Genomic DNA, 12,148 nt, shown 5'->3' on the forward strand with positions numbered 1-12,148 from the left:
CGGGGTGGCGGGAGGTTTGACCAGGCCTTTGAGGGTGTTCATGGACAATGCGTCCTTTCACCGGTCGCGGGGGATGGAGGGGAGGAAGGGGGCGTGGAGGGAGCGGGGGCTTACGGTGGGATACCTGCCCCGGTACAGTCCCCATTTGAACCCCATGGAGGGTGTGTGGCGGCGGGTGAAGGGGTTTTTGATGCCTCGGCGGCACTACGGGGGGGTTGAGGAGCTTAGGGAGGCGGTGGTTCAGGCCCTCAAGGCCCTGGGGGGTGTGGAGTTGAAAATCTTGGGGGAGGGTACTTAGAAGAGGTCAAAACCCTCTCGGCGCCCGAGCAAGCCTTTCCTTTATCTCAGCCAGATAGCTCCTCCCGACAAGAAGATAGTGAAACATGGTCTAGTCTTGAGCCAGAGTTAAAATCCTTGCGGGACAAGGTGCGGGAATACCTCCTAAAGGAATACGGGGTACCCGAGGACATTCGGAACCTCGTTCTTCAAGAGGCCGCGGAGGCCCTTTCGCATAAAGGAACAGGCCTCGAGGAGTTAAAAGCGGGCTTGATAGACCTTTTAGAGTCCGCAAGAAACCTTTACAATTCGCTATCGCAAGAGGCTCGGCAAAAAGAGGAGGCTTGGAAAGAGAGGCTTGACAAGGTAAAGAGAAGGGTTAACGCCCGCCCAAGGCAAAGCTTCTTTAGGCGGGAGAAAGAGGAGGCCGTTCTTAATAAGCGAACGGTCAACAGTTTGGCCGATGAGGCGAAACGGCTCGGCACCCTCAAGGCCCGGGCGGACATCTCCGAAAGGTGGGTAAAGACCCTTGAAGACTTGCTTGAGGAGCTTCAGGACCTCATCCAGCGGGTGCGTAATTACAAAGATCAGTTGAGGACCAAGAACGCCGAAAGGGCAGGGTCTTCCCGGGATTCGGAGCCTTTTACCCTCACCCTTCCCCCGCCGCACTTGGAGATCCAAGGCCTGATAGGGGCCGAAGCTGCCAAAGTTCAGTGGGACCTTCAGGCCCTTCTCCGCGCTCCAGAGGATGCCCTGGAGCAAACCCTTAAGTTCCGTGATACGGATACTTCCCTAGCCGAGTGGCTTCAGCGAGTCTTGAAGCAAAAGGACCATAATAGGGAACTCTGGGAAGCGGTGGAACGCTCCTTGAGGGAGTTGGATCGGATTTCTGACCCCGCATGGGACTACGAGGATGCCTGGGTGTCCAACCCCGGGCTGGGCTACAAGGAGAAGGTCCACATTCTTGGTGTGGCTGATGCCACGGACCGCAACAACCCCTTCGTGGGCGAAGAGGAGATTCTCAATCTCTTCGCCTCCAACCTCCACGACCGCATGCGCCTCCAGCGGGTTTCCACCGGGGACCCCCACCGGGTTCTCTTCTACAAGATTGAGGCCTCCATACCCGCCTTCGCCTTGAGGGGCGTTCACATCTATCGGGAGAAGTACGAGAAGCTGGCCTCTGAACGCAGCTTCCATATCCACCGGGACTTTGAGGGAGCCCTCGAGGACCTCTTTCCCCTACCCAAGGAGGAGGATGTGGTGAAGGTCTGGACCAAGGCCCGGGCCCTGAAACTCCTCACCAACGAGGCAGGATACGGTTTCCGGGATCGGAGACAGGGCACCGAGCGCCACCATATCCTGGGAACCAGCCCGGCCATGGCCCTAAAAGCTCTCCAGAAAGACTTTTTCACCTTCAAAGAACTGGAGGCCCAGGTGAAGAAAGAGATGGAGAAAAGGGAAGACGAGCTGCGTCGGAATCCGGAGCTCCTTTCCCAGGTTAAGGACCGCCTATCACAAGCCCTCCAGAAGCGAGAAGGGAAGTTGCAGGACGAGAGCTTCAGCGAAGAAGACAGGGAGGTGTTCCGAAAAGAGCTGGAGTTCCTCCGCAAATGGAGGGAGGAGTTGGAAGCCCTTCGGCCAGATGTCGGCCAGGACGACTTCCCTTCCCTCCTTTAGCCCATGGTTCGCCCCACCCTCCTGATCCCCTTTCCTGGGCTCGCCGAAACCCTGGTGCGGGCGGTCCAGCCCTTATGGATAGAGCGCCTAGGCCCCAAGGCCTTGGCGCTGGAAGTGGCGGGCCCTGTGGAGGTGGAGCGGGGGCTCCTGGCCTTGCTCCACCAATCCCGCCAGTTGGAGTTGAAGCAAGGGGGTTTGGATCCGGACCCCGCCATCAACCTAGTGGTCCTGGCCAGGCCGGAAGAGGAGGGCCTTCCGAGCTTTTTGAGTACTTTAAGGGAGCAGAGCCAACAGGGGCCTTGGGCCGGTATGGAGATTCGTATCCACTTGGTTGCCTTTCTCCTAAGCCCCGAGGGGCTCGAGGCCCTGAAAGCGCTCCCCCCTGACCCCGGCTTCCAGCCACCCACCCGGGTCTGGCCGGTGTCCCGCTGGGGACGGAACGGTTTTTACCTGCCCCGCGAGGAGCATCTTTCGGTCTGGGTGCAACACTTCGTGGAAGCGCTGGTGGCCTCGAAGGCGCCCCTTCAGCCGGAAAAGGGCCTGGACTGGGTGGGTTTAGGCATTGCCCGGCTGGAGCTGGAGCGCCCCGACCCTCAGGCCCTGCTGCCTCCTCTCTGGGAAGCCGTGAAAAGGGTGCGCATTGGCGCGGCGCCGGCTGTTCCCCCACCCCCTGCCCGAAGCTTCGCCCCCGCTCCTCCCCCCGCCCTCCCAGAGCGCCAAAGCTGTACCCAGCACCCCGATTGGAGCACTCTGCTCGGTCGGTGGGAGACGTACCGGGATGAGGAGACCCGTAAGGCCCTCCAGGCTGGGGAGGAAGCCCTCTTCGCCCTGGACCCTCCCACGCCCTATGAGCTGGGGCGCCGCGCTCTCCTGGCGGGGCTTCCTGCCCTCCCGGAAACCCTAGTTCTCCTGGAAAAAGCGAGTAAGGCCGCTGAGGAGGAGCGGAAGGGGCTTCTAGAGACCCTGGACCGGGCCGCAGGTCTTGCCGAGAAGCGGGCCCGGCTGCACCGCCTGAGGAGCCGCAGAAGCCGCCTGGGTCGGGAGGACCTGGAGGAGGAAGCCCGGGAACTGGAGAGAGAGCTAGAGCCCGTGGACCAAGCCATTGGGGAAGGCGACGTGGCCTTTTTCCTCCGAGGCGATCCCGAGGCCCGTGAAGCGGAGGATGCGCTTGCGGGACTGAAGCAGAGATTGCAAGAGAACGAAAGCCGCTGGAAAAGCGAGCTGGAGGACCACCCTCCTCCACGGGGTCCCTTCTGGAGAACCTGGCTTCAGGAGATTTTGGTTCGCTTGGGGCTGGCCAAACCTAGGGCAGGGCAGGGGGGCGAGGAAACCCGGAAAACCCTTTGTGACCGGGCGTGGCAGCTCCTTTCCCAGGCGTGGACAGAGGAGGAAAGACTTACCCAGCGCCACTTTCACTACGAGGCGGTTCTACACCGTCTTGCCCTCCTTACCGAGTACCTGAAGGCCCTATCCCAGGAGGCGCATCGGGCCACGCTGGCCCAAGAGCTAGCCCAAGCCTTTTCCCCCGCTTTGCAACATCCCGATGAAAACCCCTTGGTAGCGCGGATTCCCCAGGCCATTCTCCCCAGCCACCCTCTACTGCAGGAGACCGCTTGGCACTTGGTGAGGGAAGGGGCCCTCGAGGCCCTCTGGGACGGGGACCTTCAAAGCCTGGAAGGGCGCCTCTTGGAGGCGGCCGAACACATCGTCGTTAGAATGGGCCCTGCCCACCTCCCGACCCCCGACGAAGCGCTCTGGTCCACCCTGGTGGTGGCGGCCGCCCCCCGCGTCCTGGCCCGCCACTGGCCAGAGCATCACCAGTACGCCTACGTCCTGGGTACGGCCCCTGGAACACGTTGGGGAGAGGCCTACGATCGCGAGGGTTGGCTTCCTGGGGAAAGCGTCCTCCTGCGCCTCGTGTTTCCCCTGGCCCCAGACCACCTGCTGGAGGACACCGTGAGGCCCGCGCCCGAAAGGCCTCAAGGACCGCCCGAAGAGCCGGAGCCTACCCCAGCCCCAAAAGGGGAGGTCGTCCTTCGGGAGAATCCGCTTTTGGACGAGCTTTTGACGTGAGGGAGGAACGGTGAGCTTCGCGGAAAAAGCCCTACAAGCCTTTCCAGGACAGGTGTTGGAGAAGCGATGGCTGCAGGAGGCGCAGTTTCACCGGGTTCCCCGCTTTGTGGTGGAATACCTGCTCGCTAGGGCGGGAGGCGGCCCTGAGGCTTTGGACAAGGTACGCCGGCTCCTGGAGGAGCGCTACGTGGGCTCGGGGCACCAGGAATGGCTCAAGGACCAGCTCCTGCGCAAGGGGCGCCTCGTGCTCATTGACCGCCTCGAGGTCAAGGTGGACCTGGCCACGGCCAGCTACCAGGCTCGGCTTCCCAGTCTGGGCGAGTACACCGCAGACGTGGACCCCAGTCTTCCCGAGCGGTACCCTGGCGTGCTCTACGGCCTTTGGGGTACCCTGGAGCTCTCCTACGAGGCGGGGACCGGAAGGGTCAGGGTTCGGCAGTTTATCCCTTTCCAAGCGAGTCTTGTCTCCTTGGAACCCTTCATTCGGGGAAGGGCGGCCTTCAGCGAGGAGGAGTGGACCGACTTCCTGCTGGCTAGCTTAGGGTTCAACCCGAAAGCCCTCACTCCCAGGCAGAAGCTCCTCTACCTGGCCCGTATTGCCCCCCTGGTGGAGCCCAACCTCCACCTCATGGAACTTGGCCCCAGGCAGACCGGAAAGACCTACCTCCTCCGTAACCTCTCCCCCGAGGCCCACGTGATCTCTGGGGGGAAGGTCTCCCCGGCCGTGCTCTACTACGACCTGCGCGCCCGTAAGCCCGGGCTTATCCCCACCTACCAGGTCCTGGTCTTTGACGAGGTGGCTCATACCGCCTGGGAGGACCCATCCATCCTTTCCATCCTCAAGGACTACATGGAGTCGGGCCAGTTCAGCCGCGGCGGGCGATCGCTCACGGCGGAGGCCTCCTTGGTCTTCCTGGGTAACACCGACCGGCCGGAGCCTCCCCTGACGCGGGTGCTCCCGCTGGGGCTCAAGGGAGACACCGCCTTCTTGGACCGCATCCACGGACTACTTCCGGGCCACGAGTTTCCCAAGATCTCGCCCGATCTCCTCTACCAAGGGCCAGGGCTCGTGGTGGACTACCTGAGCGCCGCCTTGAAGAGGCTCCGACCCCTGAGTTTTGACCCCGACCTGGAGCTTCCTCAAGGGCTTACCCAACGGGATGTTCGCGCGGTGCGAAAGTGGGTTTCCGCCCTTCTCAAGCTCCTCTACCCCAACCGGGACTGGCCAGAAAGCCGGGTTAAACCGCTAACGGAGCTGGCCCTGGAGCTCAGGGAGCGGGTCTACTGCGAGATGAGCTACTACAACCGGGAGGAGTTTCCCCCTCGAGGCCCTTGCCCGCCGAAGCCCGGGTCGGCCCCCATTATCCCGGTGGAGGGCATTACCTGGGAGGAGCTCTTCTCCCTTCTGGACAAGGCCTATGTCCCCCTCTTTCGGGCCCTCCAGGAGGCCGGCCTTCCCCCGCCCACCGAGGGACCGGAGGACGTTCCCACCCCCCACGGGGAGATGATCCAAAGCCTTGCCCGCTGGGGGGGAAAGCGCCTCTTCCCCAAGGGAAGCGGGGGGGAAGGCCTAGAAGTGGAACCCGACACCCCCGTGGAGCGAATCCGGGCTTTTCTAGGGATATGATTGCCCTATGGATATCGCGGACCTTTTGAGGCCAGGGGCCCTCTTCCGGGCCCGGGGGCGGGACTACCGCCTGGAGCACCGCCAGAAGGACCTGCTCCTGGCCCGGGCGGTGGACACGGAGGAGGAAGCCCTCTTCTACCTCCCCCTCGAGGGCCAGGCCATCCGCCTCACCTCCTTGGGCCTGCCGCCGGCGGAGCCCGGAGACCCCGCGCTCCACGACCTCCTTTTGCGGGCCCTGGAGCTCTCCACCCTTCACGCCGACGCCCCCTTCCTGGCCCTCCAGCGCTCCCGGGTGGTGCCCGCCAACTACCAGCTGGTCCCCCTCCTCATGGCCCTGCGCCAGCCAAAGGTGCGCCTCCTCATCGCCGACGACGTGGGCTTGGGCAAGACTGTAGAGGCGGGGCTCGTCCTCAAGGAGCTTTTGGTCCGGGGCAGAGCCCGACGGGTCCTCGTTCTGGCCCCCGCCCACCTCCTCAGCCAGTGGCAGGAGGCCCTGAGGCGCTTCTTCCATCTGGATTTTGAAATCCTCTCTGGCCCCAACCTGAAGCGCCTAGCCCGGAGCCTGCCTCCAGGGGCCAATCCCTGGACCCATTTTGATAGGGTTATCGCCAGCGTGGACTACGCCAAGCAGGACGGGGTGCGCCACCTGGTCCTCCTGCAGGACTGGGACCTCCTCCTGGTGGACGAGGCCCACATGGCGGCCCGACCTCCCACGGAGCGGGGAGGCCAGATGGAGCGCTACCGCCTGGTGCGGGAGCTTTCCCAGAGGGTGCCCCACCTCCTCCTCCTCACCGCCACCCCCCACAACGGCTACACGGAAAGCTTCTATAGCCTCCTGGAGCACCTGGACGCCGCCCGGCTGGGCCTTTTCAAGGGGGGGGTTCTGGACCGGGAGGCGGCCAAGAAGCACGTGGTGCAGAGGAGGCGGCGGGACGTGGAGGAGTGGTTCCAGAAGGAGGGGAAGCGAAGCCCCTTCCCCACCAGGGACGCCAAGGAGGTGCCCGTGGAGCCCAGCAGGGCGGAGCTGGAGCTCTTTGAGGCCGTGCGCCGCTACCAGGCGGAGGTCTTTGACCCGGACCCCGCCAAGGTGCCCCTCCTGGGAAGGTGGCTTTCCATGCACCTTATGCGCCGGGCCACCAGCTCCCCTAGAGCCCTGCAGAGGAGTTTGGAAAGGCGAAGGGACCTTCTGGAAAGCCTCCTAGCGGGGGCGGAAAAACCCACCGGGGAGGAGGCGGCGGCCCTCTTTGACGCCGCCCCCGAGCGCCTTCTCCCTGAGGAGGCGGACCTGGCCCTGGAGCTCTCCTTGGCGGACCAGGCCCGCATCCAGGCGGAGAAGGCCTACCTCGAGGTCCTCCTCCGCCACGTGAAGGCCCTGAAGGGGGACAGCAAGCTCAAGGCCCTCCTGGAGCTCCTGCAAGACCCTTTGCGCCTGGGCCGGGGACGCACCTTGGTCTTCACCCGCTACCGGGACACCCTGGAGTACCTGGTGGAGCGCCTGCGGGCCGCCCTCCCCCATCCCGTCTTTGGGGTGCACGGGGAGATGAGCGAGAGGGAAAGGGAGGAGGAGCTTCTGGCCTTCGCCCGCCATCCCACCGCCATCTTGGTGGCCACCGATGTCTTCTCGGAGGGGCTAAACCTCCAGCACTATGCCGCCAAGCTGGTCCACTACGACCTCCCCTGGAACCCCAACCGCCTGGAGCAGAGGAACGGCCGCATAGACCGCTTCGGCCAGCCCGAGCCCGTGGTCAAAATCCGCACCCTCTACTACGAGCGCTCCTTTGACGTGGCCGTCTTCCGCCTCCTTTTGGAGAAGGCGGAGCGCATCCGGCAGGAGCTCGGAGTGGTGCCCGCCTTCTTCGGGGACGAAGCCTACCTGAGGAGGCGCCTCGAGGCCCTCTGGCTTCAGGACTGGCGGCAGGAACGCCGTCTTCAGCCAGGGCTTTTCAGCGAAGAGGAGGAGGCGGAGGTGGAGGCCGCCAAGAAGGCCGTATCCGAGGGGTTCTACGGCCACAGCGAGTTTTCCCTGCCCGACGTGGAGCGCCGCCTGCAGGAGGCCCTGGCCCGGGCGGGAAGCCCCGCCACCCTGAAGGCCTTTGTGCTGGACGGCCTGCGGTACCTGGGCTGGAGGGTGGAGGGGGAGGATCCCTACACCGCCTTTCGAGGAACCGGGGAAGCGGTCCCCGGCCTGGGGGACACCCTGGGCCCCTTCAGCTTTGACCTCGAGGCCCCTCTGGGCGTGGAGGTTCTGGACCTGGCCCATCCCCTGGTGGAGCACCTGGTGGCCCACCTGCGCTTCCGGGCCTACCGGGATCTGGACGGGGCCCGCACCGCCCTTTCGGTCTTCCCCGCCCCCCTGGGCACGCCCCCGGTGGCCTTCCTCCACTACCGGGCCCGCTTCCTGGGGGAAAAGGAGGTGCTGGAATCCCTCCTCAGGGTGGGGGTGCGGCTCCTGGACGGGAAGCGCCTGGAGCCGGAGGAGGCCGAGGCCCTCTGGCAGAAAAGGCGCAAGGAAGCCCCGCCCTTGAGCCGGGAGCAGGCCCGCCTCCTGGCCCAGGAGGCCCTGAACCTCCCCCTCGAGGCCCTGGGCCGCCAGCGGGCGGAGGAGGCCCTGGAGCGGCTAAGGGCGGAGCGCCAAGCCCTGAAGCGGGACCTGGCCCGGGCCTACGGCGTTCTCCCCGAGGCCTTCCAGGGATTGGACCAGCTGGAGCTTTTGGGCCAGGAGCTTGTGGCCATTACCCTTCTGGCTCCCGGAGGGCGCCCTTGACGAGGGCAGGTGGTTAAGCTATGTTGGTTCCAGATACCGCCCCTGACCGCGCTCTGAGGGTTTTCATGCCCACAGCCATCCCTATAAGGTGAGCCCTATGAGCTTCTACGCCATCCGCGTTTCCGGCGGCCTCCTCACCGAGGAGTTTCTGGAAAGCCTGGGCCAGCCCGAGAAGCTTAAGGAGCTAGGGCTGAGCCGGGAATCCTTGGAGGAGCGCTTCTACGCCCTCTTCAGCCTCTACGAGCGGCTCCGGCCCCTCTTTGCCCTCACGGACACCTCCCGGGCCCGGGAGGCCTGGCTCCTCCCCTTTTTCCGGGCCCTGGGGTGGAGCCCCGTGTACAACCGGGGGAACCTTCAGGTGGGGGACCAGGGCTTTCCCATCAGCCACCGGGGGTTTGAGGGGGAGGAGGCCCCGCCCCTCCACCTGGTGGCCCAGGAGCTGGACCAGAAGCCTGGCCGCAAGGAGAAAAGCCCCCAGGCCCTCCTCCAGGCCTACCTGAACCTCCACCCTTCCCAGGACTGGGGCATCCTGGCCGCCCCCTGGGAGGTGCGGCTTCTTCGCAAGTACTACCACGTTTCCCTGCCCGGGTACGTGGCCTTTAACCTGGTGGAGCTCTTTGAGGCCCCCAGGCCCGCCGCCTTAAAGGAGTTCCAGATTCTCTTTCTCCTCCTCTCCCCTTCCCGCTTCCGAAAGGGCAAGGACGGCCGGACCCCCCTGGACCGCTACTACCAGGAGGCCCGGGAAACGGGCACCCGGGCCCGGGAAGCCCTCAGGAAAGGGGTGGTGGAGGCCCTCGAGGTCCTGGGCAACGCCTTTCTCACGGAAAGCCTTCGGGAAGAGCTTAAGGACGAGGAGAAGCTAAAAGCCTACCACGGGGAGCTCTTGAGGCTCGTGTACCGCCTCCTCTTCCTCCTTTACGCCGAAAGCCGCAACCTCATTCCCCACCAGGGGGAGCTTTCCTGGGTGTACGAGAAGGAGTACAGCGTTTCCCGCCTGCGGGACCGGGCCGCCCAGGGCCCCGCCTACGGGGACGAGAGGCGGTATGACCTCTGGGAGAAGCTCCTCCTCACCTTCCAGCTGGCCTACCGGGGGGACGAGGCCCTGGGGGTTCCCTCCTTGAACGGGGAGCTCTTCGCCCCCGAAGCCCTCCTCATCCTCACCGGGGGGGTGCTGGACCCGGGGGAGCGGGCGGAAAACCCCCATCTACCCCGCCCCAGCAACGCCCAGCTTCTCCTGGCCGTCCGCCACCTGACCCACGTGGTGCGGGAAGGGGCCCTGGAGCGCATCAACTACCGCGACCTGGAGGTGGAGGAGATCGGCCACGTCTACGAGGGCATTCTTTCCCTCTCCCCCCGGTTGGTGGAGGGGCGCTACCTTTTGGAAAGCCACCTCCTGGAGCGGAAGGCCTCGGGAAGCTACTACACCCCCAGGGAACTGGTCCAGCTGGTCATCCGCGAGGCCCTGGTGCCCGTGGTAGAAGCCCGGCTCCAGGAAGCGGGGGAGGACCCCAAGGCCCGGGAAGAAGCCCTTCTTTCCCTCAAGGTGGTGGACCCCGCCATGGGCTCGGGGGCCTTTCTCATCTCCGCCCTGGAATACCTGGCGGAAAAGCTTCTGGAGGTGCGGGGCGTGGGCAAGGAGAGCCCGGATGCCCAGGAAGCCCTTTTCGCCGCCCGGCACGAGGTGGCCGCCCGGTGCCTCTACGGGGTGGATCTGAACCCCATGGCCGTGGAGCTGGCCAAGCTTTCCGTCTGGATCGCCGCCGCCGCCAAGGGCCGCCCCCTCTCCTTCCTGGACCACCACCTGAAGTGCGGCAACTCCCTGGTGGGGGCTCCCCGGGACTTCTTGGAAAGGGGCATCCCCAAGGAGGCCTATAAGCGCGAGGGCGTGCCGGCCGAGGTGGTGAAAGGCCTGAGCTTTACCAAGAAGCCCGGCAAAACCCCCCTGGCCCTGGACAACCCGCCCCCGCCCCCACCCCTTGACTACGAAGAAAAAAGCGTGGAGGACGTGGAGAAAAAGCGCCGCCTGTACACCCAGTGGCGCCAGAGCGAGGCCGTGCAAAAGTGGGAGCGCCTGGCCGACTACTGGACCGCCGCCTTCTTCCTGCGCCCAGCCCCCGCCGTGCGCCTCCCCGATGCCCAGGGCCTCAACTGGCTGGCCCAGCAAGCCGGACACGCCAGCCTGGCCCAGTGGGAAAACTCCACCTACCTCTCCCCCCCCACCCTGGCCGCCATCCAGACCGCCAAGGCCCGCCACCGCTTCTTCCACTGGTGGCTGGAGTTCCCGGAGGTGATGGAAAGGGGCGGGTTTGACGTGGTGCTGGGGAACCCGCCGTGGGAACAAGTCCAGTTTGACGATAGGGAGTTTTTTGCCACAACCCGACCCGATATTGCAGAAGCTCCCAACATGGCCGCCCGAAAAAGGCTCATTGCTCAACTGGCCCGGGAGGACCCAGATTTATACCAAAAATATCGGGAGGAAGCTTTTGATAACGATGCTCTGAAAAACTTTGTGCACGTTTCTGGCCGATTCCCCCTTACCTCATACGGAAGGCTCAACCTAGCCCCTCTCTTTGCCGAGTTAGCTTCTAAACTGATTTCTCCTAAGGGGCGTTCAGGGCTTGTTGTGCCGACCGGGATTGCTACAGATGCTTTCAACCAACACTTCTTTTCCCACATTGTGGAAACCGGGAAGCTCGCCGCCCTGCTGGACTTTGAGAACCGGGAGAGGATTTTCCCGGGGGTGGTTAGCCTTATGAAGTTCTCCGTCTTCGTTCTCCGGGGCCAAGGAAAGGGGGAGCCCGCCCGCCTGGCTTTCTTCCTCACCCGCCCCGAGGGGCTGGAAAACCCTACCCGTACCTTCTCCCTCACCCTCGAGGACTTCGCCCTTCTGAACCCCAACACCAAGACCTGCCCCGTCTTCCGCACCCGGCAGGACGCCGAGCTGACCAAGAAGATTTACCGCCGGGTGCCGGTGCTGTGGAGGGAAGCGCAAGAGGTGCCCAACCTGCCGGAAGGCGGCCTGTTGCCCTATACCGCCCCCCTGACCCCCGGCACCAAGGTGCTGCCGGAGGAGAACCCCTGGGGGGTGCGGTTCCTGGCCCTCTTTCACATGTCCAACGACGCCGGGCTCTTCCTCACCCGGAAAGAACTGGAGGCCCAGGGCTTCCGCCTGGTGGGCAACCGCTTCGTGAGGGGAGAGGAGGTCTACCTGCCCCTCTACGAGGCCAAGATGTTCTGGCACCACGACCACCGCTTCGCCACCTTTGCGAGGGAGGACACCCGGGACGTGGAGCCCGGGGAGAAGGAAGACCCCACCTTCCTCCCCCTGCCCCGCTACTGGGTGCCCAAGGAAGAGGTGGAGGAAAGGCTCACGAAAAGGAACAGGAACGGGGACGTGGTTTGGCGGTGGGAAAGGGGCTGGAGTATGGGTTGGCGGGACATCGCACGCTCTACCGACGAGCGTACTTTCATTGCGTCCTTCCTCAGTACACGTCAAAACGTGGGACCACCCCTTTAGGATGGACCTGCGCCCACGTGGATGGGCAGGTACCCATAGGAGGTGGTCCCCATGGAACAGCTTACCCCACTCATCAACGCCTTGAAGCGATACTGGAAGGCCGACCTCAGGCGCCTCACCTTCCTGGCCGCCCTGGTGATGGCTCTGGTCACCGCCCGCACCACAAGCGGCCCCAGACTCGCTCTTTCCCTCGGCTCCATAGCCAGCCCTGACC

6 protein-coding genes are annotated in these 12,148 nt (G+C 64.5%); all 6 read left to right on the top strand.

The features are described from left to right. Positions 1-298 (top strand): transposase (locus F604_RS12190; protein ID WP_019551560.1); only part of this gene is annotated, 298 nt, incomplete at its 5' end. A 128-nt stretch (positions 299-426) separates the two neighbouring features. Further along, entirely contained in the window at positions 427-1,953 is a 1,527-nt protein-coding gene (locus F604_RS0110400) for a hypothetical protein (RefSeq protein WP_155984178.1), read from the top strand. A gap of 3 nt (positions 1,954-1,956) precedes the next feature. Then, positions 1,957-4,026 carry a hypothetical protein gene (locus tag F604_RS0110405; protein WP_019551596.1) on the top strand — a complete coding sequence of 690 codons (2,070 nt, stop codon included), beginning with the start codon at positions 1,957-1,959 and terminating at the stop codon, positions 4,024-4,026. Positions 4,027-4,036: 10 nt separating this feature from the next. After that, a complete protein-coding gene (gene brxL, locus F604_RS0110410) occupies positions 4,037-5,653 on the top strand; it encodes a BREX system Lon protease-like protein BrxL (protein ID WP_019551597.1) in 1,617 nt (538 codons plus the stop codon). A 7-nt stretch (positions 5,654-5,660) separates the two neighbouring features. Continuing rightward, positions 5,661-8,417, top strand: coding sequence for a helicase-related protein (locus F604_RS0110415; protein ID WP_019551598.1), 2,757 nt, complete (start codon positions 5,661-5,663; stop codon positions 8,415-8,417). A 97-nt stretch (positions 8,418-8,514) separates the two neighbouring features. Next, complete coding sequence (locus F604_RS13445) at positions 8,515-11,934, top strand: Eco57I restriction-modification methylase domain-containing protein (protein ID WP_019551599.1); 3,420 nt, start codon at positions 8,515-8,517, stop codon at positions 11,932-11,934. Positions 11,935-12,148 lie beyond the last annotated feature (214 nt).

Origin of the sequence: Thermus scotoductus DSM 8553, assembly GCF_000381045.1 — a bacterium.
Classification (GTDB): Bacteria; Deinococcota; Deinococci; order Deinococcales; family Thermaceae; genus Thermus; species Thermus scotoductus.

Coding starts and splice junctions, on each gene's coding strand:
- F604_RS0110405 (WP_019551596.1), top strand. CDS start 1,957: ATGGTTCGCCCCACCCTCCTGATCCCCTTTCCTGGGCTCGCCGAAACC.
- F604_RS13445 (WP_019551599.1), top strand. CDS start 8,515: ATGAGCTTCTACGCCATCCGCGTTTCCGGCGGCCTCCTCACCGAGGAG.
- F604_RS0110415 (WP_019551598.1), top strand. CDS start 5,661: ATGGATATCGCGGACCTTTTGAGGCCAGGGGCCCTCTTCCGGGCCCGG.